This is a genomic window from Lentilactobacillus farraginis DSM 18382 = JCM 14108, from assembly GCF_000583655.1.
Taxonomy (GTDB): Bacteria; Bacillota; Bacilli; order Lactobacillales; family Lactobacillaceae; genus Lentilactobacillus; species Lentilactobacillus farraginis.
The window spans coordinates 1-22,934 of the sequence record NZ_BAKI01000041.1 but is presented as its reverse complement, the minus strand read 5'-3'; the positions used below and the strand labels follow the sequence as shown (position 1 = coordinate 22,934).

34 protein-coding genes and 6 pseudogenes are annotated in these 22,934 nt (G+C 40.4%); 38 read left to right on the top strand and 2 right to left on the bottom strand.

Annotated features, from left to right (window positions below):
- Nucleotides 1-18 precede the first annotated feature (18 nt).
- Together JCM14108_RS15520 and JCM14108_RS14375 are read right to left on the bottom strand one after the other, a co-directional pair.
- Complete coding sequence (locus tag JCM14108_RS15520; RefSeq protein ID WP_237745817.1) at nt 19-270, bottom strand: A24 family peptidase; 252 nt, start codon at nt 268-270, stop codon at nt 19-21.
- Entirely contained in the window at nt 204-719 is a 516-nt protein-coding gene (locus JCM14108_RS14375) for a prepilin peptidase (RefSeq protein ID WP_237745816.1), read from the bottom strand. The genes JCM14108_RS15520 and JCM14108_RS14375 overlap by 67 nt, the downstream gene beginning before the upstream one ends.
- A gap of 245 nt (nt 720-964) precedes the next feature.
- Between JCM14108_RS14375 and rpsL the strand changes: the two genes are divergently transcribed.
- The 38 genes and pseudogenes from rpsL (at nt 965) to rpsI (ending at nt 22,853) form a co-directional block, all read left to right on the top strand.
- Nucleotides 965-1,378, top strand: a complete 414-nt coding sequence (gene rpsL, locus JCM14108_RS11370; RefSeq protein WP_003559489.1) for a 30S ribosomal protein S12 — start codon at nt 965-967, stop codon at nt 1,376-1,378.
- A 54-nt stretch (nt 1,379-1,432) separates the two neighbouring features.
- Nucleotides 1,433-1,903 carry a 30S ribosomal protein S7 gene (gene rpsG / locus JCM14108_RS11365; RefSeq protein ID WP_008211797.1) on the top strand — a complete coding sequence of 157 codons (471 nt, stop codon included), beginning with the start codon at nt 1,433-1,435 and terminating at the stop codon, nt 1,901-1,903.
- 75 nt (nt 1,904-1,978) lie between these two features.
- Nucleotides 1,979-4,080, top strand: a pseudogene (gene fusA, locus JCM14108_RS11360) (elongation factor G).
- Nucleotides 4,081-4,479: 399 nt separating this feature from the next.
- Entirely contained in the window at nt 4,480-4,788 is a 309-nt protein-coding gene (gene rpsJ, locus JCM14108_RS11355; protein WP_035180910.1) for a 30S ribosomal protein S10, read from the top strand.
- 28 nt (nt 4,789-4,816) lie between these two features.
- Nucleotides 4,817-5,452 (top strand): 50S ribosomal protein L3, encoded by a 636-nt coding sequence (gene rplC, locus JCM14108_RS11350; RefSeq protein WP_035180909.1) that lies wholly within the window; start codon nt 4,817-4,819, stop codon nt 5,450-5,452.
- Nucleotides 5,453-5,469: 17 nt separating this feature from the next.
- Nucleotides 5,470-6,093, top strand: a complete 624-nt coding sequence (rplD, locus tag JCM14108_RS11345) for a 50S ribosomal protein L4 (protein WP_035180908.1) — start codon at nt 5,470-5,472, stop codon at nt 6,091-6,093.
- A complete protein-coding gene (gene rplW, locus JCM14108_RS11340; RefSeq protein ID WP_035180907.1) occupies nt 6,093-6,380 on the top strand; it encodes a 50S ribosomal protein L23 in 288 nt (95 codons plus the stop codon). The genes rplD and rplW overlap by 1 nt, the downstream gene beginning before the upstream one ends.
- A 27-nt stretch (nt 6,381-6,407) precedes the next feature.
- A complete protein-coding gene (gene rplB, locus JCM14108_RS11335) occupies nt 6,408-7,250 on the top strand; it encodes a 50S ribosomal protein L2 (protein ID WP_035180906.1) in 843 nt (280 codons plus the stop codon).
- Nucleotides 7,251-7,294: 44 nt separating this feature from the next.
- The gene (rpsS, locus tag JCM14108_RS11330; RefSeq protein ID WP_035180905.1) at nt 7,295-7,570 is read left to right on the top strand and encodes a 30S ribosomal protein S19; all 276 of its coding nucleotides are present in this window, start codon (nt 7,295-7,297) and stop codon (nt 7,568-7,570) included.
- 16 nt (nt 7,571-7,586) lie between these two features.
- On the top strand, nt 7,587-7,943 hold the full coding sequence (gene rplV / locus JCM14108_RS11325) for a 50S ribosomal protein L22 (RefSeq protein ID WP_035180903.1): 357 nt from the start codon (nt 7,587-7,589) through the stop codon (nt 7,941-7,943).
- A gap of 3 nt (nt 7,944-7,946) precedes the next feature.
- Nucleotides 7,947-8,612 (top strand): 30S ribosomal protein S3, encoded by a 666-nt coding sequence (gene rpsC, locus JCM14108_RS11320; RefSeq protein WP_035180901.1) that lies wholly within the window; start codon nt 7,947-7,949, stop codon nt 8,610-8,612.
- 2 nt (nt 8,613-8,614) lie between these two features.
- The gene (gene rplP, locus JCM14108_RS11315) at nt 8,615-9,049 is read left to right on the top strand and encodes a 50S ribosomal protein L16 (RefSeq protein WP_035180900.1); all 435 of its coding nucleotides are present in this window, start codon (nt 8,615-8,617) and stop codon (nt 9,047-9,049) included.
- A complete protein-coding gene (gene rpmC, locus JCM14108_RS11310) occupies nt 9,039-9,233 on the top strand; it encodes a 50S ribosomal protein L29 (RefSeq protein ID WP_003559513.1) in 195 nt (64 codons plus the stop codon). Before rplP ends, rpmC begins: the two co-directional genes overlap by 11 nt.
- A 23-nt stretch (nt 9,234-9,256) precedes the next feature.
- Complete coding sequence (gene rpsQ / locus JCM14108_RS11305; RefSeq protein WP_035180899.1) at nt 9,257-9,523, top strand: 30S ribosomal protein S17; 267 nt, start codon at nt 9,257-9,259, stop codon at nt 9,521-9,523.
- A gap of 57 nt (nt 9,524-9,580) precedes the next feature.
- A pseudogene (gene rplN, locus JCM14108_RS11300) lies at nt 9,581-9,948 on the top strand (50S ribosomal protein L14).
- 29 nt (nt 9,949-9,977) lie between these two features.
- Nucleotides 9,978-10,285: pseudogene (gene rplX, locus JCM14108_RS11295) on the top strand (50S ribosomal protein L24).
- 29 nt (nt 10,286-10,314) lie between these two features.
- Nucleotides 10,315-10,857 carry a 50S ribosomal protein L5 gene (gene rplE / locus JCM14108_RS11290; RefSeq protein WP_035180895.1) on the top strand — a complete coding sequence of 181 codons (543 nt, stop codon included), beginning with the start codon at nt 10,315-10,317 and terminating at the stop codon, nt 10,855-10,857.
- Between the two features lie 16 nt (nt 10,858-10,873).
- Nucleotides 10,874-11,059 (top strand): type Z 30S ribosomal protein S14, encoded by a 186-nt coding sequence (locus JCM14108_RS14370; protein WP_003635667.1) that lies wholly within the window; start codon nt 10,874-10,876, stop codon nt 11,057-11,059.
- 28 nt (nt 11,060-11,087) lie between these two features.
- Nucleotides 11,088-11,486 carry a 30S ribosomal protein S8 gene (rpsH, locus tag JCM14108_RS11285; RefSeq protein ID WP_035180894.1) on the top strand — a complete coding sequence of 133 codons (399 nt, stop codon included), beginning with the start codon at nt 11,088-11,090 and terminating at the stop codon, nt 11,484-11,486.
- A gap of 27 nt (nt 11,487-11,513) precedes the next feature.
- The gene (gene rplF / locus JCM14108_RS11280) at nt 11,514-12,053 is read left to right on the top strand and encodes a 50S ribosomal protein L6 (RefSeq protein ID WP_035180893.1); all 540 of its coding nucleotides are present in this window, start codon (nt 11,514-11,516) and stop codon (nt 12,051-12,053) included.
- Between the two features lie 34 nt (nt 12,054-12,087).
- Entirely contained in the window at nt 12,088-12,444 is a 357-nt protein-coding gene (gene rplR, locus JCM14108_RS11275) for a 50S ribosomal protein L18 (protein WP_056983598.1), read from the top strand.
- A gap of 21 nt (nt 12,445-12,465) precedes the next feature.
- Entirely contained in the window at nt 12,466-12,969 is a 504-nt protein-coding gene (gene rpsE / locus JCM14108_RS11270; protein ID WP_035180891.1) for a 30S ribosomal protein S5, read from the top strand.
- Between the two features lie 14 nt (nt 12,970-12,983).
- On the top strand, nt 12,984-13,169 hold the full coding sequence (gene rpmD, locus JCM14108_RS11265) for a 50S ribosomal protein L30 (protein WP_035180889.1): 186 nt from the start codon (nt 12,984-12,986) through the stop codon (nt 13,167-13,169).
- A 25-nt stretch (nt 13,170-13,194) separates the two neighbouring features.
- Complete coding sequence (gene rplO / locus JCM14108_RS11260) at nt 13,195-13,629, top strand: 50S ribosomal protein L15 (RefSeq protein ID WP_035180888.1); 435 nt, start codon at nt 13,195-13,197, stop codon at nt 13,627-13,629.
- Nucleotides 13,629-14,948, top strand: coding sequence for a preprotein translocase subunit SecY (secY, locus tag JCM14108_RS11255; RefSeq protein WP_035180887.1), 1,320 nt, complete (start codon nt 13,629-13,631; stop codon nt 14,946-14,948). Before rplO ends, secY begins: the two co-directional genes overlap by 1 nt.
- A 35-nt stretch (nt 14,949-14,983) precedes the next feature.
- Nucleotides 14,984-15,640, top strand: a complete 657-nt coding sequence (locus JCM14108_RS11250; RefSeq protein ID WP_035180886.1) for an adenylate kinase — start codon at nt 14,984-14,986, stop codon at nt 15,638-15,640.
- 127 nt (nt 15,641-15,767) lie between these two features.
- Nucleotides 15,768-15,986, top strand: coding sequence for a translation initiation factor IF-1 (gene infA / locus JCM14108_RS11245; protein WP_003559541.1), 219 nt, complete (start codon nt 15,768-15,770; stop codon nt 15,984-15,986).
- Between the two features lie 36 nt (nt 15,987-16,022).
- Complete coding sequence (rpmJ, locus tag JCM14108_RS11240) at nt 16,023-16,142, top strand: 50S ribosomal protein L36 (protein WP_011668476.1); 120 nt, start codon at nt 16,023-16,025, stop codon at nt 16,140-16,142.
- 22 nt (nt 16,143-16,164) lie between these two features.
- On the top strand, nt 16,165-16,530 hold the full coding sequence (gene rpsM / locus JCM14108_RS11235; RefSeq protein ID WP_035180885.1) for a 30S ribosomal protein S13: 366 nt from the start codon (nt 16,165-16,167) through the stop codon (nt 16,528-16,530).
- A gap of 25 nt (nt 16,531-16,555) precedes the next feature.
- Nucleotides 16,556-16,945 (top strand): 30S ribosomal protein S11, encoded by a 390-nt coding sequence (gene rpsK, locus JCM14108_RS11230; RefSeq protein WP_035180884.1) that lies wholly within the window; start codon nt 16,556-16,558, stop codon nt 16,943-16,945.
- Between the two features lie 96 nt (nt 16,946-17,041).
- Nucleotides 17,042-17,992, top strand: a complete 951-nt coding sequence (locus JCM14108_RS11225; protein WP_035180883.1) for a DNA-directed RNA polymerase subunit alpha — start codon at nt 17,042-17,044, stop codon at nt 17,990-17,992.
- 28 nt (nt 17,993-18,020) lie between these two features.
- Complete coding sequence (gene rplQ / locus JCM14108_RS11220) at nt 18,021-18,404, top strand: 50S ribosomal protein L17 (RefSeq protein ID WP_035180882.1); 384 nt, start codon at nt 18,021-18,023, stop codon at nt 18,402-18,404.
- Between the two features lie 174 nt (nt 18,405-18,578).
- Entirely contained in the window at nt 18,579-19,424 is an 846-nt protein-coding gene (locus JCM14108_RS11215; RefSeq protein ID WP_035180881.1) for an energy-coupling factor transporter ATPase, read from the top strand.
- A pseudogene (locus JCM14108_RS11210) lies at nt 19,394-20,271 on the top strand (energy-coupling factor transporter ATPase). Before JCM14108_RS11215 ends, JCM14108_RS11210 begins: the two are co-directional and overlap by 31 nt.
- Nucleotides 20,268-21,061, top strand: a pseudogene (locus JCM14108_RS11205) (energy-coupling factor transporter transmembrane component T family protein). The pseudogenes JCM14108_RS11210 and JCM14108_RS11205 overlap by 4 nt, the downstream one beginning before the upstream one ends.
- Nucleotides 21,062-21,097: 36 nt before the next feature.
- Nucleotides 21,098-21,864 (top strand): annotated as a pseudogene (gene truA, locus JCM14108_RS11200) (tRNA pseudouridine(38-40) synthase TruA).
- Between the two features lie 139 nt (nt 21,865-22,003).
- Entirely contained in the window at nt 22,004-22,447 is a 444-nt protein-coding gene (rplM, locus tag JCM14108_RS11195; protein ID WP_035180880.1) for a 50S ribosomal protein L13, read from the top strand.
- Nucleotides 22,448-22,460: 13 nt separating this feature from the next.
- Nucleotides 22,461-22,853, top strand: a complete 393-nt coding sequence (gene rpsI / locus JCM14108_RS11190; protein ID WP_003559561.1) for a 30S ribosomal protein S9 — start codon at nt 22,461-22,463, stop codon at nt 22,851-22,853.
- Nucleotides 22,854-22,934 lie beyond the last annotated feature (81 nt).

The window sequence follows — 22,934 nt, the reverse complement described above, 5'->3', positions numbered from 1 at the left end:
ATAAAATTGATTTAATGTCTAATACGCGCTGCTGATCAATGGCAGTAAGCTGTCAGCATAATGGATAACCGTAAAGGTACCGATGGTGATAAATGGGACGAAAGGAATTCGGTTATCGGTGGGCCATGGGGCTACGATTAAGTACAAAAGGGCGCTGACACAGGCAAAGCAGCAAATCCAGAGAAGATGAGGCATCGATAATCCTACCCAGAGGCAGAAGAAAATATCGATATCACCATTGCCAACAAAATTTGGTGGTGATTCAGCCATAAGCAGGATTTGTAGAGACCAATTGCCAACAATAATTGGAGCAGCGAGTGGTGGGTGGTGATTAAACAGACACCAAATAAAAAAATAATGCCGCCGACGGGTATTTGCTTGCGTTTGAGGTCAAAAAGGCTAAGATATATCAATACAAGGACTATTAGGATTATTGACGGCTGAACCGCGGGCAATGGTGTTGTGGCAAGGCCAATTCCTACCAATAATTCCAATACCGGTGAGCAAAATGGAATTTTATAATTGCAGTAATAACACTTTCCTTTAAGTGCCAAATAGCTAATAATTGGTATTAATTGCAGCGGGTTAAGTTGATGGTGACACTGGTCACAGTGGGAGCGCGGCATGATGATTGATTCGTACCGCAATTGCCGTTCGACTATTAAGTTTAGAAACGATCCCAGACTTGCGCCCAGAAAAAATTGTAAAAGTATTAACATGTTTTTTTACCTCTCTAAAATATTAAATACGAAAAAATAAAATCAATCTTTTTTTATCGAATGATTGACACAATTTGTAAGTCATGATAAATTAGACAAGGTGCTTTTTGTGACAGATTCCTGAAATCTCAGACATGCTGACTGTTCAAGACAAAAAGTGTTTGGCGGAACACATTTCTTTTTACATAAAAAAGAACCGCCTGGATGTGTGGACTTAGAACAAAATACGAAAGGAGTACTTTTAGATGCCTACAATTAACCAATTGGTCCGTAAAGGACGTCATTCTAGAAGTTCAAAATCAAAGTCACCAGCTTTAAACTATGCGTACAACAGTTACAAGAAGAAGCAGGTTGTTGTTCCTGCTCCGCAAAAGCGGGGCGTTGCAACCCGTGTTGGTACCATGACACCAAAGAAGCCAAACTCGGCTTTACGTAAATATGCCCGTGTTCGTTTATCCAACTTAATCGAAGTAACGGCATACATTCCTGGTATTGGTCACAACCTTCAGGAGCATAGTGTGGTATTAATTCGTGGTGGTCGTGTTAAGGATTTACCTGGTGTTCGTTATCACGTTATTCGTGGTGCTCTTGATACAGCCGGTGTTACCGATCGTCGTCAAGGTCGTTCTAAATACGGTACTAAGAAGCCCAAAGAATAATTAAAACTGTAAAATCTTAATTTTCGTTTTTAGAAAAATGAGGAGGATAACGAAATGCCTAGAAAAGGAAATGTTCAAAAACGGGAAGTACTTCCTGATCCTATGTACAATTCAAAATTAGTTACTCGTTTAATTAACCGTTTAATGTTGGACGGTAAGCGGGGAACTGCATCAGAAATCTTATATGGTGCTTTTGATCTTATTAAAGAAGAAACCGGCAATGAGCCAGTTGACGTATTTGAAGAAGCAATGAAGAACGTTATGCCGGTCCTTGAAGTTAAGGCTCGCCGGGTTGGTGGTTCTAACTACCAAGTTCCAATCGAAGTTCGACCTGATCGTCGAACAACCTTGGGATTACGTTGGCTTGTCAACTACGCTCGTTTGCGTGGTGAGCACACGATGACTGAGCGTCTGGCACGTGAAATTATGGATGCTGCCAATAATACTGGTGCAGCTGTTAAGAAGCGTGAAGACACCCACAGAATGGCTGAAGCCAACCGTGCGTTTGCTCATTATCGTTGGTAATATAATATTTGTTTTAAGCTTCAATTAAAAAGTGGCTGACAGCCACTTTTTATGCGAATTGGAAGGAGTAACACAATGGCTAACAAACGAGAATTTCCGCTAGAAAAAACTCGTAATATCGGAATTATGGCCCATATCGATGCTGGTAAGACAACGACTACTGAACGGATTTTGTACTATACCGGTAAGATTCATAAAATTGGTGAAACCCATGATGGTGCTTCACAAATGGACTGGATGCCACAAGAGCAGGAACGTGGGATTACCATTACCTCAGCTGCAACTACTGCTCAGTGGAAAGATCACCGAATTAACATTATTGACACTCCGGGACACGTTGACTTCACTGTTGAAGTTGAGCGTTCTCTACGGGTTCTCGATGGTGCAATCGCTGTTCTTGATGCACAAGCCGGCGTTGAGCCTCAAACTGAAACTGTTTGGCGTCAAGCCTCCGATTACGATGTTCCGCGGATTGTTTTTGTTAACAAGATGGATAAAATCGGTGCTAACTTTGATTTTTCAGTTAAATCAATCGCAGATCGTTTGAATGCAAAACCACTCGCTATTCAAATGCCAATCGGTGCTGAAGATCAATTCGAAGGGGTTATCGACCTTGTCGAAATGAAAGCTGATCTTTACGATGAAGATAAGCTGGGTACTGAATGGGACACAGTTGATGTTCCGGACGAATACAAGGAAGAAGCAGATAAGCGACGCGAACAGTTGATTGAAACTGTAGCTGACGTTGATGATGATATTATGGATAAGTATCTTGAAGGTGAAGAGATTTCTACGCCTGAACTTAAAGCTGCAATCCGTAAAGCAACCTTGAACCTTGAACTTTTCCCTGTTTTGGCCGGTTCAGCATTTAAGAACAAAGGTGTTCAGATGTTAATGGATGCAACCATTGACTATTTGCCTTCACCGCTTGATGTTAAGCCATATAATGCAACAGATCCGAAACTGGGGATAAAGTTGAATTAAAGGCCAATGATGACGCAAGTTTCGCTGCTTTGGCATTTAAGGTGGCTACTGATCCATTTGTTGGCCGATTGACTTATATTCGAGTTTACTCAGGAACGCTTGAGTCCGGTTCATATATTTTAAACGCAACTAAAGACAAGCGTGAACGGGTTGGTCGTTTGCTTCAAATGCATTCTAATCACCGTCAGGAAATCCCTGAAGTGTTCTCTGGTGATATTGCAGCTGCCATTGGTTTGAAAAACACCACAACCGGTGATTCGTTAACCGATGTAAAGCGGCCGCTTCATCTTGAATCCATGGAATTCCCTGATCCGGTTATTCAAGTTGCTGTTGAGCCAAAAACCAAAGCTGACCAAGACAAGATGAACGTTGCCTTGCAAAAGCTTTCCGAAGAGGATCCAACTTTTAAAGCTGAGACTAATCCGGAAACCGGTGAAACGTTAATTGCCGGAATGGGTGAGTTGCATTTGGACATCATTATTGATCGAATGAGACGTGAGTTTAACGTTGATGCCAAAGTTGGTGCCCCACAAGTTTCATACCGTGAAGCCTTCACTAAAAAGACTTCAGCACAAGGGAAATTTGTTCGCCAGTCTGGTGGTAAAGGTCAATATGGTGATGTTTGGATTGAATTTGAACCAAACGAAGAAGGAAAAGGTTTCGAATTCGAAGATGCCATCGTTGGTGGGGTTGTGCCTCGTGAATTCATTCCAGCTGTTGAACAAGGCTTGAAAGAATCATTAGCAAATGGTGTTCTTGCCGGATACCCATTAGTTGATTTGAAAGCTAAGTTATACGATGGTAGTTATCACGAAGTCGATTCCAGTGAAGCCGCATTTAAGGTTGCCGCATCATTAGCACTTAGAAACGCTGCTAAGACTGCTGCTCCTGTTATCCTTGAACCAATCATGAAGGTTGATATTAACGTTCCTGAAGAGTACATGGGTGACATTATGGGACAAGTTACCGCTCGCCGTGGCCGTGTTGATGGTATGGAAACTCGTAGTGGTGCTGAAGTTATTCATTCATTTGTGCCTTTGGCTGAAATGTTTGGTTATGCAACGACACTTCGATCAGCTTCACAAGGTCGTGGTACTTTCACAATGACATTTGATCATTACGAACCAGTACCAAAGAGTATCCAAGAAGAAATCATTAAAAAGAACGGTGGCAACACCGGTAGCGATAAATAATTGATTTTTTAAGAGATTGGCAATTGCCAGTCTCTTTTTTTATCATTTGATGAGTGGCAATAACCAATTTAAAAGAAAAAAGGGCGAACAGTTTGCGATCAGTCTGATCTGTGGTAAAGTGTATCTGCTATTTAAATTCAACGTTAACTTAAGCGTGGGTCATCGCTATTTATGACAAAAATATTACAATTCAAATTTGTTGTAATCGAGACTTGTTTTGACACGCAATTTTTAGTACACTAGTTAAGTACTGTTTTTAGGGATAGTTGTGTCCAAAAAGACTGTATAGATAAGCTTTGATGTGAAAGGTTGCGACACACCCGGATGCTTTGCCATGGGTTTGGCGGTAATTTTCACGGAGTTAGTCTTATTTTCAAAATAGACGAAGGAGGGAATACAATGGCAAAACAAAAAATTCGTATTCGTTTAAAGGCATACGAGCATCGTATCCTAGATCAATCTGCAGAAAAGATTGTTGCAACGGCACAGAGAACTGGGGCTACTATTTCAGGTCCAATTCCATTGCCAACTGAGCGGACAATTTACACTGTGCTTGCTTCACCGCATAAGTTTAAAGATGCGCGTGAACAATTTGAAATTTTGACCCATAAACGACTTATTGATATTTTAAACCCAACACCAAAGACAGTTGATTCATTGATGAAACTCGACTTGCCTAGTGGTGTGGATATTGAAATTAAACTTTAATTAAATACAGAATATTGGAGGTGTACTCATGACCAGAAAAGGAATCTTAGGGAAAAAGGTTGGAATGACGCAAGTCTTCACTGAAAGCGGCGAATTAGTACCTGTAACAGTCGTTGAAGTGACACCTAATGTCATTATGCAAATCAAAACCGTTGAAAATGATGGTTACGATGCTGTGCAATTAGGTTATGCAGACAAGCGTGCCGTGCTCACAAACAAGCCGGAAACAGGTCATGCAAAGAAAGCAAATACGACTCCTAAGCGCTTCATTAAAGAAATCAAAGATGTTGAGCTGGGAGATTATAAGGTAGCTGATGAAGTTAAAGCAGATATCTTTAAACCAGGTGACATCGTTGATGTAACTGGAACTACAAAAGGTCATGGATACCAAGGTAACATTCATAAAGACGGTCAATCACGTGGACCGGAAACACATGGTTCTCGTTATCACCGTCGTCCAGGTTCACTTGGATCAATCATTAACCGTGTTGTACCAGGTATGAAATTGCCAGGTAGAATGGGTAATAAAACAGTTACGATTCAAAATCTTGAAATCGTAAATGCCGACACTGATAACAACGTTATTTTAATCAAGGGTAACGTGCCAGGTGCCAACAAATCATATGTTACCATTCGGACAGCCGTTCGCGGCGCAAACAAGTAGAAGGGAGGCAACTATAAATGACTGACGTAACATTATATAAACAAGATGGCAGCCAAGACGGCACCGTTTCATTAAACGATAAAGTTTTTGGCATTGAGCCTAATAATAATGTTGTTTTTGATGCAATTGTTATGCAACGGGCATCAAAACGACAAGGAACCCATTCAGTAAAGAATCGTTCTGCAGTTCGTGGTGGCGGAAAGAAGCCATGGCGTCAAAAGGGTACTGGTAGAGCTCGTCAAGGTTCTATTCGTTCACCACAATGGCGCGGCGGTGGCATTGTTTTTGGACCAACACCACGTTCATACGCATATCATTTACCTAAGAAAGTATCTCGATTGGCACTTAAGTCTGTTCTCTCAGAAAAAGTTGCTGATAAGAAACTGGTCGTTGTTGATTCATTAGTATTTGAAAAGCCAAAGACTAAGGAATTTGCAGCACTATTAGAAAAGTTGAACGTCTCAACCAAGACATTAGTAGTTTTGGAAGATGGTAACGAGAAAGCATCACTTTCTGCTCACAATCTTGAAAATGTAAAAGTTGTATCCGCTAAGGGTATCAACACATTGGATGTAGCAGATCATGATAAAGTTGTCATTACACAGGCTGCTCTTTCTCAAGTAGAGGAGGTGCTCGCATAATGGAATCACGTGATGTTATTTTACGCCCAGTCATTACTGAAGATTCAACCAGTAAGATGGACAACAAAACATACACTTTCGATGTTGATTTACGAGCAACCAAGACACAAGTCAAAAAAGCTGTTGAAGACATTTTTGACGTTAAGGTTGTCCGAGTAAATATCATGAATGTTCGTGGAAAGCTGAAGCGTCAAGGACGTTATGCTGGATACACTAAGAAGCGCCGTAAGGCAATCGTATCGTTAACTCAAGATTCAAAAGAAATCAAGCTGTTTAACGAAGAATAATAATCCAGAAACTAGGAGGGAAACGTTGTGGCTATAAAAACATATAAGCCAACCAGCAATGGTCGACGAAATATGACCAGTTTAGACTACAGCAGCAGTATTACCAAGAGTAAGCCTGAAAAGTCATTACTTGAATCAAAGAGTAAAACTGCCGGTCGTAATAACTATGGTCATATGACTGTTCGTCACCGTGGCGGTGGTAACAAAAACCAATACCGTGTGATTGATTTCAAGCGTAACAAAGACAATGTTCCGGCAACTGTTAAAGCAATCGAATATGATCCTAACCGAACTGCTAATATTGCATTATTAGTTTATGTGGATGGTGTTAAATCGTACATCCTTGCACCAAAGGGATTAAAAGTTGGCGATAAGGTTGAATCAGGAACTGAAGCCGACATTAAAGTTGGTAATGCATTGCCACTTGCCAATATTCCAGTTGGTTCAGTTATTCATAATATTGAATTAAAGCCTGGTAAGGGTGGTCAATTGGCTCGTTCTGCGGGTGCCAGTGCACAGTTACTTGGTCGTGATGGTAAATACGCATTGGTTCGTTTATCATCAGGTGAAGTTCGAATGATTCTTGCTACCAACCGTGCAACAATTGGCGCAGTTGGAAACGAAGAACATGAACTTATCAATGTTGGTAAAGCTGGTCGGACACGTTATAAGGGTCAACGCCCACACGTTCGTGGATCCGTAATGAACCCTAACGATCACCCTCATGGTGGTGGTGAAGGTAAAGCACCAGTTGGTCTTCCATCACCATTATCACCATGGGGCAAGAAGACAGTTGGTAAGAAGACTCGTTCTAAGAAAGCACGTTCAAACAAATTTATCGTTCGTCGTCGTAAAGGATCGAAGATGTAATAAAACATATGCAATTGTTTTGCATGTGAAGAGGAGGTTTCAAAATGAGTCGTAGTTTAAAAAAGGGACCATTCGCCGATGAGTACTTACTTAAAAAGGTTGATGCCCAAAAAGACCAAGAAAAAAAGTCTGAAATTAAGACATGGTCACGACGATCAACAATTTTCCCAAGCTTTATTGGATATACTTTTGCTGTTTATGATGGACGTAAACACGTACCAGTATTTATTCAAGAAGACATGGTAGGTCATAAGCTTGGAGAATTTGTTCCAACTCGTACTTTCCATGGTCATGGTACTGACGATAAGAAGACTGTTTAAACAAGGAGGATAACAAATGGCTGAACAAGTTACATCAGCAAGAGCAACTGCCAAAACTGTTCGTATTGCCGCTCGTAAGGTCCGTCTTGTAGTCGATCTTATTAGAGGTAAAAATGTTGCTGAAGCTGCCGCTATCCTGGATTTCACACCCCGCGGTGCTTCTCCGGTAGTTTCGAAGGTACTTAAGTCTGCGGTTGCGAACGCAGAAAACAATTTTGACCTAGATTCAGAAAATTTATTTGTTAGCGAAGCTTACGTTAACGAAGGCGCAACGTTAAAACGTTTCCGTCCAAGAGCTAAGGGCTCTGCTTCACCAATTAACAAACGGACTAGTCACATCACAATTGTTGTGTCTGAAAAAGAGGAGGGATAACGCGTGGGTAATAAAATAAATCCTAATGGTTTACGAGTTGGAATCATTCGCGACTGGGAAGCTAAGTGGTATGCCGGCAAAGATTATGCTGCATATTTACGAGAAGATTTAAAGATTCGTAAATACATTGAAAAGCGTCTAGCAAGTGCATCTGTTTCAACTGTTGAAATCGAACGTGCCGCAAATCGCGTTAATATTTCAATTCACACTGCTAAACCAGGTATGGTTATTGGTAAAGGTGGATCAGAAGTTGAAAGCCTTCGTAAGGAATTAAATAACCTTACCGGCAAACGGGTTCACATTAATATTATCGAAATCAAAAAGCCTGACCTTGATGCAAAATTGGTTGGTGAAAATATTGCCCGTCAATTGGAAGGCCGGGTTGCATTCCGTCGTGCAATGCGTCAAGCAATGCAACGAACAATGCGTGCCGGAGCCAAGGGAATTAAGACCCAGGTTGCCGGTCGATTAAACGGAGCAGATATGGCTCGGGTTGAATCATATTCTGACGGAACTGTTCCTTTGCATACTTTGAGAGCTGATATTGACTACTCATGGGTTGAAGCTTTTACGACTTATGGTTCAATTGGTGTAAAAACTTGGATCTATCGTGGTGAAATTCTTCCTGAAAAGCCAAAGAACAGTGAAGCTGATAAAGGAGGCAAATAAACATGTTAGTACCTAAACGTGTAAAGCACCGTCGTGAACATCGTGGTAAGCTTCGTGGCAATGCCAAGGGTGGCACAACGGTAACGTTCGGTGATTACGGTTTGCAAGCACTTGATTCACATTGGATCACAAACCGTCAAATCGAAGCATGTCGTGTTGCGATGACTCGTTATATGAAGCGTGGCGGAAAAGTTTGGATCAAAATTTTCCCACATAAATCATATACTGAAAAAGGTGTCGGAGTTCGAATGGGTAATGGTAAAGGTACGCCAGCTGGCTGGGTATCACCTGTTAAACGCGGCAAGATTTTATTTGAAATCGGTGGCGTTTCCGAAGAGGTTGCTGCCGAAGCATTGCGTCTTGCTTCCAACAAACTTCCCGTTCGCACTAAGATCGTAAAACGTGAGGAAGTAGGTGGCGAATCAAATGAAGGCTAAAGAGATTAATGAATTAACCACTGCCCAAATGATTGATAAAGAGAAAGATTACAAAGATGAATTGTTCAATCTTCGTTTCCAATTAGCCACTGGTCAATTGGAAAATACCGCACGATTGAAACAAGTTCGTAAAAACATCGCACGGATTAAAACTGCTCTTCGTCAGCAGGAATTGAACAAGTAAATACGATAAGGGAGGTATAATTAATGGCTGAAGAACGTAACCAGCGTAAGGTTTATCAGGGACGTGTTGTTTCCGATAAGAATAACAAAACAATTACTGTTTTAGTTTCAACTTACAAGAAACACCCAACATACGGTAAGCGTGTTCGTTACTCAAAGAAATTCACTGCTCAAGATGACAATAACGAAGCCAAAGTCGGCGATATCGTCCGAATCATGGAAACCCGTCCGTTGTCAAAAACAAAGCGTTTCCGTTTGATTGATATTGTTGAAAAAGCGGTTATTATTTAACTTACTTTAAATACCATAATTATCGTATTTATTTGACGATGAAGGGAGGATATACCTGTGATTCAACAAGAAAGTCGATTAAAAGTTGCCGACAACTCAGGTGCACGAGAATTGTTAACTATTAAGGTTTTGGGTGGTTCAACCAGAAGATATGCTGGAATTGGTGATACCATCGTTGCTACTGTCAAACAAGCAACACCAGGTGGCGTTGTCAAAAAAGGTGATGTTGTTAAAGCTGTTATCGTTCGTACCAAGCTGTAACCCGTCGGACTGATGGTTCTTACATCCGATTTGATGAAAACGCAGCAGTATTGGTTCGTGATGATAAGAGCCCTCAAGGTACTCGTATCTTTGGCCCGGTTGCTCGTGAATTACGTGATAACAACTTCATGAAGATTGTTTCATTAGCCCCAGAAGTGCTTTAAAAACGACCAGGATATAAGGAGGTGCCAACATGTTCATTAAAACTGGTGACAAAGTTCGTGTTATTAGTGGTAAGGACAAGGGAAAAGAAGGGACAGTTACCAAGACTATCGCTTCTAAAGATCGTGTGATTGTTGAAGGTGTGAATAAGGTTAAGAAGCATACCAAGGCTTCTTCAACAAACCCCAATGGCGGAATTGTTGATGCTGAAGCACCAATCCACGTTTCCAATGTAATGTTGATTGATCCATCAACTAATGAGCAACTCGAGTTGGATTCAAAGTCGAAGATGGTAAAAAGATTCGTTACGCAAAGAAATCGCAAAAAGCGATTGATTAATTTAGCTTAGGAAGGAGGATAACTTTTAAATGACAAGTCGTTTACGTAAACAATTTGATAGCGAAATTGTGCCACACATGATGGACAAGTTCAGCTACAAATCAATTATGCAAGCTCCAAAGATCGATAAAATTGTTTTAAACATGGGTGTTGGTGACGCCGTTACCAACGCTAAAAACCTTGATGAAGCAGTATCAGAACTGGCTTTGATTTCTGGCCAAAAGCCATTGGTTACAAAAGCCAAAAAATCTATTGCTGGTTTTAGACTGCGTGAAGGTATGTCAATCGGTGCCAAGGTAACTCTTCGTGGCGAGAGAATGTATGATTTCTTGGATAAATTAATTAATGTTTCATTACCTCGTGTTCGTGACTTCCATGGTGTTAGTCCAAAGGCTTTTGATGGTCGGGGTAACTATACATTGGGTGTTCGGGAACAATTAATTTTCCCTGAAATTGATTATGATGATGTTAACCGAGTTAGAGGTCTTGATATCGTAATCGTAACTACTGCTAATACCGATGAAGAATCACATGAATTGTTGGCTCAATTCGGTATGCCATTTGCTAGATAATTGAGGAGGTTTCACATTGGCTAAAAAATCATTAATCGTAAAAAGTGAACGCCCTGCAAAGTTCTCAACCCAGAATTATACGCGTTGCGAACGTTGTGGACGACCTCGTTCAGTTTACAAGAAATTCCATTTATGCCGTCTTTGCATCCGTGAACTTGCCCACAAGGGCCAAATTCCTGGTATGAAGAAAGCTAGTTGGTAATAATTATTAAGAAGGAGGTTGTTCGCTGATGTCTATGACTGATCCCATTGCAGACTTTTTAACTCGCATTCGTAATGCAAACATGGTTTACCATGAAACAGTTGAAGTTCCTGCATCAAAAATCAAACGCGACATTGCTGAGATTCTGAAGCGTGAAGGCTTTGTACGCGATGTTGAATACATTGAAGATGACAAGCAAGGCGTTATTCGTGTTTTTCTGAAGTATGGCAAGGATAAACAACGTGTCATTACTGGATTAAAACGTATTTCTAAGCCAGGCTTACGTTCATACGTTAAAGCTGATGCTGTTCCTAAGGTTCTTAACGGACTGGGAATTGCAATCATTTCTACATCAAACGGTGTCGTTACTGATAAGCAGGCCCGTGCCCAAAAAATTGGCGGCGAAGTATTAGCTTACGTTTGGTAATATTTCAAAAAATTGGAGGTGTGATCCGTGAGTCGAATTGGTTATAAAACGGTTGTTTTGCCTAAGGGCGTTGAAGTGACGACTGATGGTAACAAAGTAACTGTTAAAGGTTCAAAGGGTTCTTTAACCCGCGAATTTGTTTCCGAAATTAAAATGAATGTTAAGGATAATGAGGTAAACTTCGAACCAGTTGTGGATTACAATAATAAAGTTCGTGCTCTGCATGGTACAATGCGAGCAAACTTTAACAACATGGTTGAAGGTGTTACTGAAGGTTTCAAAAAAACTTTGAAGCTGGTTGGTGTTGGATATCGTGCTACACTTAAGGGCAAGACCTTAACATTAGCAGTTGGTTATTCCAACCCTGTTAACATGACTGTTCCAGAAGATTTGACAGTTGAAGTTCCTGATAACACAACAATTCATATTAGTGGTATCAGCAAGCAACGTGTTGGAGATTTTGCAGCATCTATTCGTGCCGTTCGTTCACCTGAACCGTATAAAGGTAAGGGTATTCGTTACGAAAATGAACATATTATCCGTAAGGAAGGTAAGACTGGTAAGTAATTTACCAGCTTAGAAAATTATTGAGGTGACTATTGTGATTTCTAAACCAGATAAAAATAAAAGTCGGAAACGTCGTCATAACCGTGTCCGTAACAAAATTTCTGGTACTGCCGAGTGCCCACGCTTGAACGTTTTTCGTTCTAACAAAAACATCTACGCTCAAATTATTGATGACGTAGAGGGTGTAACGCTTGTTAGTGCCTCAACACTTGATTCTGCAGTCAGTGATGGTAATAAAACTGAACAAGCAGCTGGTGTTGGTAAATTAGTAGCTGAACGTGCAAGTAAAAAGAACATCAAAAAAGTTGTTTTTGATCGTGGCGGTTATCTTTACCATGGTCGTGTTCAAGCTCTCGCTGACGCTGCTCGTGAAAACGGACTAGAATTTTAATAAAAGGAGGAATAACCGCACATGAAGAAATTTATTGATCCTGATAAATTAGAGCTTGAAGACAATGTTGTTGCAATTAACCGGATCACTAAAGTTGTTAAAGGTGGCCGTCGCCTTCGGTTTGCTGCTTTAGTTGTTGTTGGAGACAAGCATGGTCACGTTGGTTTTGGAACTGGTAAAGCACAAGAAGTTCCTGAAGCAATTCGTAAGGCCGTTGAAGCAGCTCGTAAAAACTTGATTGAGGTTCCGATTGTTGGTACAACAATTCCTCATGAAGTTGTTGGAACTTACGGTGGCGGTCGCATTATGTTGAAGCCCGCTGAAGAAGGTTCCGGAGTAGCAGCTGGTGGTGCTGTTCGTTCCGTGATGGAACTTGCCGGCATTGACGATGTTACTAGTAAACGATTGGGTTCCAATACTCCTGTCAACGTTATCCGAGCAACATTTGAAGGCTTGGTCGCATTGAAGAGTGCTGAAGAAGTTTCAGCTTTACGTGGTGTATCAACCCAACATCTAGCTGAATAAGGAGGGTGTTTTAATTGGCTCAATTAAAAATTACTTTAAAACGTAGTGTCGCTCATCGCCTTCCCAAACAACGTAAGATTGTGAAGTCACTTGGCTTGGGACGGATTAACAGTACGGTTGTTAAACCGGACAACGAAGCAATCCGTGGCGCTCTGTTCAAGATTGCTCACTTAATTGAAGTGGAACAAGTTAAAGACTAATTATTCGTAAGGAGGTGCCAATTTCATGAAATTAAATGAATTGAAAGCTGCAGAAGGTTCTCGTTCATTGCGTACGCGTAAAGGTCGTGGTCGTTCTGCCGGAAAAGGGAAGACTGCCGGTCGTGGTCAAAAAGGCCAAAAGGCTCGTGGTAAGACCCGTGTAGGCTTTGAAGGTGGCCAAATGCCATTGTATCGTCGTACTCCAAAACGTGGATTTAATAACATTAACCGTAAAGAATACGCTGTTGTTAACGTTCAAAAACTTGATGTTTTTGACGAAAACACTGAAGTAACACCAGAGTTGCTTCAGGAAAGTGGGATTGTTAAAGATGTTAAATCTGGCGTAAAAGTTCTTGGAGACGGTACGCTCACTAAGAAATTAACCGTAAAGGCTAATAAGTTTTCAAAAACTGCACAATCTGTAATTGAAAATGCTGGCGGTAAAATCGAGGTGGTTTAATGCTCTCGACTCTAACTGGTGCATTTAAGGTTAAGGAAATCCGAAATAAGATCTTATTTACTTTACTTGTTTTGGTTATCTTCCGGTTAGGATCATTTATTACAGTTCCTGGTGTTAACGCAAAAGCATTGACTTCTGTGGCATCGTCAGGACTTGTTAGTATCCTGAATACCTTTAGTGGTGGGGGACTTACTAATTACTCTATTTTTGCGATGGGAGTATCCCCATACATCACTGCTCAAATTATTATCCAATTGCTCCAAATGGATATTGTTCCGAAATATGTTGAGTGGGGAAAGCAAGGGGAAGTTGGACGGCGAAAGTTAAATCAGCATACACGATATTTAACAGTCGTCTTGGCCTTTTTCCAGTCAGTCGGAATTACTGCCGGATTCAACCAATTAAGTAGTTTGAATTTGGTTACCAACCCAAGTGTTAAAACATTCATTGTTATCGGAATCATATTAACCGGTGGGACAATGTTAACCACTTGGATGGGTGATATGATTACTGAAAGAGGAATTGGTAATGGGATCTCAATGATCATTTTTGCAGGGATTATTGCCCGAATTCCAACAGGTTTACAGTCACTATGGCAACAATATTTTGTTGGTGTTAGCGGCTCTGATCTTTGGCAGCCAATTCTTTTCACGATTGCACTTGTGATTATTGTTCTTGTAATTGTTACATTTGTGACATGGGTCCAGCAAGCTGAACGTCGGATTCCGATCCAATATACACGAAGAGTTGCTGGTTCACCTGATAGCAGCTATTTACCGCTTAAGGTTAATGTTGCTGGTGTTATTCCAGTTATTTTTGCCAGTTCATTTATTGCAACCCCACAAACAATTTTGATGGCTTTCACAAACAATTATTCCACAACAACGTGGTATCAAGTGTTAAACAATGTGTTTAACATGCAGACAACTACTGGTGCTGCTTTCTACACAATTTTAATTATCATGTTTACTTTCTTCTACGCATTTGTTCAGGTTAATCCTGAGAAGTTGTCAGAAAACTTGCAAAAACAAGGAAGTTACATTCCAGGTGTTTGGCCAGGACACGAAACCCAAAGCTATGTTTCAAATCTTTTGATGAGGTTAAGCACGGTTGGTGCTATCTTTTTGGGAGTTGTAGCTTTAATTCCACTGATTGCTCAAAATTTGTGGAATTTGGATGAGTCGATTGGGCTTGGTGGTACGAGTCTTCTAATCGTTGTTGGTGTTGCAATCGAAACTATTCGTCAAATTCGTGGTTTAATGATGAAACGTGAATATGTTGGTTTCATCAAAGATCCTCGGCCGACAAATGGCGAATAAAAAGATTAACATCATCTAACAGGGAGGAAAAATAAATGGCCTTAAATTTGATTTTAATGGGTTTGCCCGGAGCAGGTAAGGGAACCCAGGCACAGTTTATTGTTGACAAGTATCAAATTCCACATATTTCAACTGGTGATATGTTTCGTGAAGCAATTTCAAAAGGGACGCCTTTAGGGCTGAAAGCTAAATCATTTACTGATAACGGTAATTTGGTTCCTGATGAAGTGACTAACGGGATTGTTAGAGAACGACTTTCTAAGGATGATACGCAACCAGGCTTTTTATTGGACGGTTATCCGCGGACACTGGAACAAGCTGATGCACTGGCAGGTATGACGAATGAATTAGGTAAACCATTATCTGCTGTAATTAATATTGATGTTGATCCCAAGATATTAACTGACAGACTGACTGCCAGGTTCATTTGCAAAAACTGTGGTGCTACTTATAATAAGTTGTATCATATGCCAAAAGTGAGTGGAACTTGTGATATCTGTGGTCATCATGAATTTTATCAACGAGATGATGACAAGCCTGAAGCTGTTAAAACTCGTTTGAAAGTTAATGTTAAAATGAATACACCATTGATTGCTTATTATAAGGATCGTGATTTATTGTTTAACGTTAATGGTGATCAGGATATCAACAAGGTTTGGCAAGATGTTGATAAAATCTTGAGCACACTATAAACGCTCCGCAAATTAGGTGTTGAGACTATTGGATTGATGAAATATAATGAATGTGTTAAACTGTCAAAGGTTTGTCAAGTTCGTTTATATTAAATTTAATCTAATTTGATTTATGGAGGTGTGAATAGTGGCTAAAGATAACGTTATTGAAGTTGAAGGAAAAGTTGTTGAAACATTACCGAATGCAATGTTTCGAGTTGAACTTGAAAACGGGCATGAAATTCTAGCTCATGTCTCTGGAAAAATCCGGATGCACTATATCCGAATTCTCCCAGGAGATAAAGTTACGGTTGAAATGTCACCCTATGACTTAACAAAGGGAAGAATTACTTATCGATTTAAGTAGTTATTGTCTTCATCATTTTTGTGAGGAGGTTTAAAAATGAAAGTAAGACCATCAGTAAAACCAATGTGTGAACATTGCAAAGTAATCAAAAGAAAAGGCCGTGTAATGGTGATTTGCTCTGCAAACCCCAAGCACAAACAGCGTCAAGGAAAGTAATTTAACAGGAGGTGTATACTAAATGGCTCGTATTGCCGGAATCGATTTACCCCGTGACAAGCGAATTGTTATTGGCTTAACTTATATTTTTGGTATCGGTACTAGTACTTCAGAAAAAATCCTTGCCAAAGCAGGCGTTTCTGAAGATGTCCGTGTTCGTGATTTGACTCCCGATCAGGAAGACAAAATTCGTGAAATTGTGAGTGATCTTAAAATTGAAGGTGACTTGCGTCGTGAAGTCAGCATGAATATCAAGCGACTTCAAGAAATTGGTTCATATCGTGGAATGCGTCATCGTCGTGGTTTGCCAGTTCGTGGTCAAAACACGAAAAATAATGCTCGTACCCGTAAAGGTAAAGCAACTGCTGGAGTAGGCAGAAGAAAATAATTTATAAAGGAGGTCATCTGTTTTTATGGTAAACAAGAAGTCAAGTCGTAAACGTCGGACTAAGAAGAATATTGCTTCTGGTGTTGCACATATTCATTCAACATTTAACAATACCTTAGTTATGATTACCGATACTCAAGGTAACGCAATTGCTTGGTCATCAGCAGGTGCATTAGGTTTTCGTGGAAGCCGTAAATCAACACCGTTTGCTGCTCAAATGGCTGCTGAAGCTGCTGCAAAGGCATCAATGGAGCATGGCATGAAGTCTGTTGAAGTTGCCGTTAAGGGACCTGGTTCAGGTCGTGAAGCTGCAATTCGAGCACTTCAAGCTACTGGTTTGGAAGTTACTGCTATTCGTGATGTTACACCTGTTCCTCACAATGGCTCTCGTCCTCCAAAGCGTCGTCGAGTTTAGTTTTTTATTGATTCAATATAGTGATGTTTATTTTGCCTATACGTATTGATATATTGCACATGGACTCACGCGTTTTGAAAGGGGTTAATGATAAGAATGATTGAATTTGAAAAGCCTAACATTCATAAAATTGAAGAAACTAAGAACTATGGTGAGGTTGTCGTTGAACCACTTGAGAGAGGCTATGGTACTACTCTTGGGAATTCACTTCGCCGCACACTGTTATCATCACTCCCCGGTGCTGCTGTAACCAGTATCCAGATTGATGATGTTCTTCATGAATTCTCAACAATTAAAGGCGTTGTTGAAGATGTTACCCAGATCATCCTGAATGTTAAGAAAATTTCGTTGAAATTAGATGGACCAGAAGACGAAGAAGAAAATTTGGAAATCGATGTAATCGGTCCGGCTGATGTCACTGCTGGCGATATTCAAGGCGATAGTGATGTGACAGTTCTTAACCCTGATCTACACATTGCAACCGTTGCTGAAGGCGCTACTTTCCATATGCGGTTAACAGCCAACCGAGGCCGGGGCTACGTTTCTGCTGTTGAAAACAAGAAACGGGCTACTGAGATGCCAATTGGTGTTCTTCCTGTTGATTCCATCTATACCCCAATCGAACGTGTCAACTATCAAGTTGAAAGTACGCGGGTTGGCCAACGCGATGATTTTGATAAATTGACTTTGGATGTTTGGACTAATGGTTCTATCACACCTAGTGAGGCGGTTAGTTTAGCAGCTAAGATCTTAACTGAGCATCTCGAGATGTTTGTTGATTTGACTGATGAAGCTAAGAATACCGAAATCATGGTTGAGAAAGAAGAAACCCATAAAGAAAAAATGCTGGAGATGACAATTGAAGAACTGGACTTATCTGTTCGTTCATACAATTGCTTGAAACGTGCCGGCATCAATACTGTTCAAGAACTTACGGAAAAAACCGAGCCTGACATGATGAAGGTTCGAAATTTGGGACGTAAGTCACTTGAAGAAGTAAAAGAAAAGCTCGCTGCTTTGGGCCTTTCACTTCGTAAAGAAGATTAATTAATTTTATAAAGGAGGACAACCTGAAATGAGTTATCGGAAATTACAACGTTCCAGTGAACATCGACGCTCATTGCTTCGTAATTTGACAACCGAATTAATCATTCACGGTCAAATTATTACAACTGAAGCCAGAGCCAAAGAAGTTCGTTCTACTGCCGACAAGATGATTTCGCTTGGTAAGCGCGGTGATTTACATGCTCGTCGTCAAGCTGCTTCATTCATTCGAAACGTCGTTGCGGATGTTAAAGAAGATGGCGATGATATTACTGTAACAACTGCTTTACAAAAAGTATTTGGAGATTTGGCTACTAAGTATGCTGATCGTAATGGTGGTTATACCCGCATTCTTAAAACAATGCCTCGTCGTGGAGACGGTGCCCCAATGGTCGTATTAGAACTTGTAGACTAATTTACCATTAGTTTTAAAAAATTTATCACATTTCACGAGAATCACTCAAGTTTTTGGTATAGAACGTTATGATGGTGGGATTTTTGGATTCCTAGTCTAGTTTGAATGTGGGGAACCCCATGCACCAATTACTTGTTAGTGATTTTTTTGTACATAAATGGTGGAGGAAAGCGCGTGGCCGATCTTACGAATAATATAATACAAGTAAATAATATTTCTTATAATTATCCAGAACAGCCGCTCTTATTCGATCAATTATCTTTAAATGTTCACGAGGGTGAGTGGTTGGCTATTATAGGTCAAAACGGGAGCGGTAAAAGTACTTTGGCCAGATTGATCGATGGACTGATTGTTTTAAACCAAGGTCAAATTGTTGTTGATGGTTTAACTGTAAATGATCAGAATATTTATGACGTCCGTAATCGAATTGGGATGGTTTTTCAAAATCCGGAAGATCAATTTGTTGGCGCTACAGTTGAAGATGACGTTGCTTTTGGATTAGAAAACCGCCTTATCGAACGTAATGAAATGCATAAGATCGTTGAAAAAAGTTTAAAATCGGTTGGTATGTGGGCATTCAGGGAACGAATTCCTGCTAATCTTTCCGGGGGCCAAAAGCAGCGGGTAGCAATTGCCGGGATTATTGCGCTAAGTCCTAAAATAATTATATTGGATGAAGCTACCAGTATGCTGGATCCGCGTGGCAGAAAAGAAATTTTAAAACTGGTTCAACAAATTAAGTCCCAAAATAATTTAACGGTTATTTCAATCACACATGATATTGATGAGGCTGCCAATGCAGATCGGGTTCTCATATTAAATCATGGTAAGATTATTGACGAAGGGACACCTCAAAAAATCTTTTCGCAACCTGATCAATTACAACGAATCGGCCTTGATTCACCTTATACTGCCAAGCTGATTACAGCGTTAAGCAAGCGGGGAATTACGGTTGGAAAGCCATATATGAATGATGAGGAGTTAATCAAATGGATTCAGCAATTAGTTTCAGCAAAGTAACCCATACTTATCAAGCTAATACACCATTTGCGCATAATGCGCTGAATAATGTGACACTTCAGATTCCCAAGCAATCATTTACGGCTGTTATCGGCCACACCGGTAGCGGGAAATCAACCTTGGTTCAACATATTAACGCATTGCTCAAACCAACGACCGGCCATTTAGAGGTCTTAGGAAAGATTATTGATGCCAAGACTACCAATAAAAATTTAAAAGCTTTTCGAAAACGAGTCGGCATGGTTTTTCAATTTCCTGAAAAACAATTATTTGAAGAGACAGTTCTTAAAGATGTTATGTTCGGTCCTAAAAATTACGGTGCTTCGGAAGAATCTGCCAAGAAAGCTGCCTTAGATGCGATGAAGCTTGTTGGACTTGATTTATCGTTATCAGACCATTCACCATTTGATTTATCCGGCGGTCAAATGCGACGAGTGGCAATTGCTGGCGTCTTGGCAATGAGTCCGGAAATTCTGATTCTTGACGAGCCAACAGCTGGTCTTGATCCCCGGGGCCATCGAGAAATTATGGATTTAGCCAAATATTTAAACCAAAATAAACAGATGACAATTATTTTGATTACACATCAGATGGATGATGTGGTTGATTATGCGACAAATGTCATTGTGATGGATAAAGGCGAAGCAGTAAAGGTGGGGCCGCCTGAGCAAACCTTTGCTGATCCAACGTGGATTTATCAGATGCAACTTGATCTGCCAGCAGTGCTGAATTTGCTCAGCAATTAAAGCATGCAGGGGTTGATATTAGTGAGAATCATTTACCCTTAACAATCGACCAACTCGCAAATCGGCTCGTGCAATTGGTTGGAAAGGGAGTCGTGAAATGAACAACTTCATTTTTGGGAGATATCTTCCAGGACATTCTTGGATTCACCAAATGAGCCCCCAATCTAAACTATTATTAAGTTTTTACTTCGTGATAATTATCTTTTTCGCGAATAATTTGATTTCCTATGGTGTTTTAAGCGCCTTAATTATTATCGTAATCTTAATGTCCGGTATTTCAGTGGCCTATTTTTTGAAAGGAATTAAACCACTGATTTGGTTGATTATATTTACCGTTTTGCTTCAAATCTTATTTAGTAGCGGTGGTCACGTGCTTTGGCATTTCGGTCCTTTTTCCATCACAAATGAAAGTTTGGTTAACGGTGGCTTTATTTTTATGCGTTTCCTATTAATCATTATGATATCAACCGTTTTGACATTGACGACAACGCCTTTGGCGATTGCTGATGGCGTTCAAACGGTTTAAAACCGCTTAAAAAGCTGCATTTTCCTGTTGATACATTGGCCCTAATGTTATCAATTGCGCTTCGATTTGTCCCAACACTGATGGATGAAATGGAAACGATTATGAATGCACAGCGGGCTCGGGGAGTGGATTTTGGCTCTGGCAGCCTGAAACATCGGGTAAGGGCCGCTGTCCCACTCTTGGTTCCCCTCTTTACCGGCGCGATTAATCATGCTGAAAATTTATCTACTGCGATGGAAGCTCGTGGATTCTCTGATAGTGAGCATCGAACAAAATATCGTTTATACCATTGGCAAACCAAAGATACCATCAGCTGGATTATTTTTGTTCTGGTGGGGGTTGCTGTTATCTTGATTAGAAAGTAGTTGGTTATCATTACACATCGTTACAAGATCACATTTATGTATGATGGTACGAAATTTAGTGGGTTTGAAAGACAACCGAATCGAAGAACTATTGAGGGCGTTCTGACTCAGAAAGTAAATACCATGGCTAAAAACCCGGTGCCACCAATCATTGTCTATGGTTCCGGTAGGACGGATGCCGGCGTTCACGCAATTGGTCAAGTTGCTCATTTTGATTTCCCTTTTGATTTACCCGTTGATGCCGTTTATAAGGGGCTTAATAGTATGCTGCCCTTGGATATGGAGATCACAAAGGTTGAAAAAGTGAGTGATCAGTTTCATGCTCGGTATGATGTTTCCGGAAAGAAATATGTTTATCGAATGTATCTGGGACAATTTCAAAATCCTTTTAAGCGAAATTACACTGGCCATTGGAAATTTCCCGTTGATCTCGAAAAGGTTAATCATGCGTTAAAAGACTTGATCGGTGAACATGATTTTTCCAGCTTTGTTGCATCCGGTTCAACTGCCAAGTCAAATGTACGGACCATTTATGATGCTTCAGCTCAGTTGGATTCAGCAGCCAATGAGCTGAAAATTGAATTTTATGGTAACGGTTTTTTATATAATATGGTTCGGATTATGGTCGGGGTAGTCGCGGAGATTGGTTCTGACATGCGACCCGAGGACGACATTCCGAGATTATTTAAAGTAAAAGATCGTGATCAGGCTAGAAGAACGATGCCGGCATCCGGTTTATATTTAAAAAAGGTTTTTATGAAGGTGAGGATCCAAAGCACCCAACTAAATTACCTAAGCGGTAGGATTGTTGGTTTTATTTTGGAAACTGATTGACTTTCGGTGAAATTATTTGTATTATGTTAGTTGGTATTGTTTGCCCCACGATGAGCCCCGGAAACTTATTTAGGTGTCGAACAAACACAGAACTTGGAGGAATATAACGTGCGTACAACATATATGGCAAAACCTGGTGAAGTAGAACGCAAATGGTACGTTGTTGACGCAACAGATGTATCATTAGGTCGTCTCGCATCAGTAGTCGCTTCAATTTTAAAAGGTAAAAATAAACCTACTTATACCCCGAATGTAGATACTGGGGACAATGTCATTGTGATCAATGCCAGCAAAGTAGGGCTAACAGGTCGTAAGGATAAAAACAAGATTTACTACCATCATACCCGTTTCATTGGTGGTTTGAAGCAAAAGACAGCTGGTGAGTTCCGTGAAAAGAACCCTGAAAAGCTGATTGAGACTTCAGTTAAAGGAATGCTTCCTCATGGAACATTAGGTCATAAGATCGGTTTGAAGTTGCATGTCTATGCAGGTCCTGAACATGATCATCAAGCACAAAAACCAGAAGTATTAGACATTACGAACCTAATTTAAGGAGGAACTCACTTTGGCTCAAGTACAATATCGCGGCACTGGTCGCCGTAAAGATTCAGTTGCCCGTGTACGTTTAGTACCCGGAACTGGTAAAATTATTATGAATGATAAAGCAATTGAAGACTATATTCCATTTGCTAATTTACGTGAGGTTGTTGTTCAACCTTTTAACGTTACTGAAACCCTTGGAAACTACGACACATTAGTTAATGTTAATGGTGGTGGCTTCTCTGGCCAAGCCGGTGCAACCCGTCATGGGATTGCTCGTGCTTTGCTATCAGTTGATCCAGATTTCCGTGGTCCATTAAAGCGTGCGGGCTTATTAACTCGTGATGCACGAATGAAAGAACGTAAGAAGCCGGGTCTTAAGAAAGCCCGTAAAGCTTCACAATTTTCAAAACGTTAATTTTACAGAATCAACGCAAAAAGCACTTTCCATACGAAGGTGCTTTTTTTGTGTCGTTTTATTTTATAGTTTGAAAAGTTA

Excerpts from the sequence above, each read along its gene's own strand:
- JCM14108_RS15520 (WP_237745817.1), bottom strand. The coding sequence starts at position 270 with ATGGCTGAATCACCACCAAATTTTGTTGGCAATGGTGATATCGATATT.
- JCM14108_RS14375 (WP_237745816.1), bottom strand. The coding sequence starts at position 719 with ATGTTAATACTTTTACAATTTTTTCTGGGCGCAAGTCTGGGATCGTTT.
- rpsL (WP_003559489.1), top strand. The coding sequence starts at position 965 with ATGCCTACAATTAACCAATTGGTCCGTAAAGGACGTCATTCTAGAAGT.
- rpsG (WP_008211797.1), top strand. The coding sequence starts at position 1,433 with ATGCCTAGAAAAGGAAATGTTCAAAAACGGGAAGTACTTCCTGATCCT.
- rpsJ (WP_035180910.1), top strand. The coding sequence starts at position 4,480 with ATGGCAAAACAAAAAATTCGTATTCGTTTAAAGGCATACGAGCATCGT.
- rplC (WP_035180909.1), top strand. The coding sequence starts at position 4,817 with ATGACCAGAAAAGGAATCTTAGGGAAAAAGGTTGGAATGACGCAAGTC.
- rplD (WP_035180908.1), top strand. The coding sequence starts at position 5,470 with ATGACTGACGTAACATTATATAAACAAGATGGCAGCCAAGACGGCACC.
- rplW (WP_035180907.1), top strand. The coding sequence starts at position 6,093 with ATGGAATCACGTGATGTTATTTTACGCCCAGTCATTACTGAAGATTCA.
- rpsS (WP_035180905.1), top strand. The coding sequence starts at position 7,295 with ATGAGTCGTAGTTTAAAAAAGGGACCATTCGCCGATGAGTACTTACTT.
- rplV (WP_035180903.1), top strand. The coding sequence starts at position 7,587 with ATGGCTGAACAAGTTACATCAGCAAGAGCAACTGCCAAAACTGTTCGT.
- rplP (WP_035180900.1), top strand. The coding sequence starts at position 8,615 with ATGTTAGTACCTAAACGTGTAAAGCACCGTCGTGAACATCGTGGTAAG.
- rpmC (WP_003559513.1), top strand. The coding sequence starts at position 9,039 with ATGAAGGCTAAAGAGATTAATGAATTAACCACTGCCCAAATGATTGAT.
- rpsQ (WP_035180899.1), top strand. The coding sequence starts at position 9,257 with ATGGCTGAAGAACGTAACCAGCGTAAGGTTTATCAGGGACGTGTTGTT.
- rplE (WP_035180895.1), top strand. The coding sequence starts at position 10,315 with ATGACAAGTCGTTTACGTAAACAATTTGATAGCGAAATTGTGCCACAC.
- rpsH (WP_035180894.1), top strand. The coding sequence starts at position 11,088 with ATGTCTATGACTGATCCCATTGCAGACTTTTTAACTCGCATTCGTAAT.
- rpsE (WP_035180891.1), top strand. The coding sequence starts at position 12,466 with ATGAAGAAATTTATTGATCCTGATAAATTAGAGCTTGAAGACAATGTT.
- rplO (WP_035180888.1), top strand. The coding sequence starts at position 13,195 with ATGAAATTAAATGAATTGAAAGCTGCAGAAGGTTCTCGTTCATTGCGT.
- secY (WP_035180887.1), top strand. The coding sequence starts at position 13,629 with ATGCTCTCGACTCTAACTGGTGCATTTAAGGTTAAGGAAATCCGAAAT.
- JCM14108_RS11250 (WP_035180886.1), top strand. The coding sequence starts at position 14,984 with ATGGCCTTAAATTTGATTTTAATGGGTTTGCCCGGAGCAGGTAAGGGA.
- rpmJ (WP_011668476.1), top strand. The coding sequence starts at position 16,023 with ATGAAAGTAAGACCATCAGTAAAACCAATGTGTGAACATTGCAAAGTA.
- rpsM (WP_035180885.1), top strand. The coding sequence starts at position 16,165 with ATGGCTCGTATTGCCGGAATCGATTTACCCCGTGACAAGCGAATTGTT.
- rpsK (WP_035180884.1), top strand. The coding sequence starts at position 16,556 with ATGGTAAACAAGAAGTCAAGTCGTAAACGTCGGACTAAGAAGAATATT.
- JCM14108_RS11225 (WP_035180883.1), top strand. The coding sequence starts at position 17,042 with ATGATTGAATTTGAAAAGCCTAACATTCATAAAATTGAAGAAACTAAG.
- rplQ (WP_035180882.1), top strand. The coding sequence starts at position 18,021 with ATGAGTTATCGGAAATTACAACGTTCCAGTGAACATCGACGCTCATTG.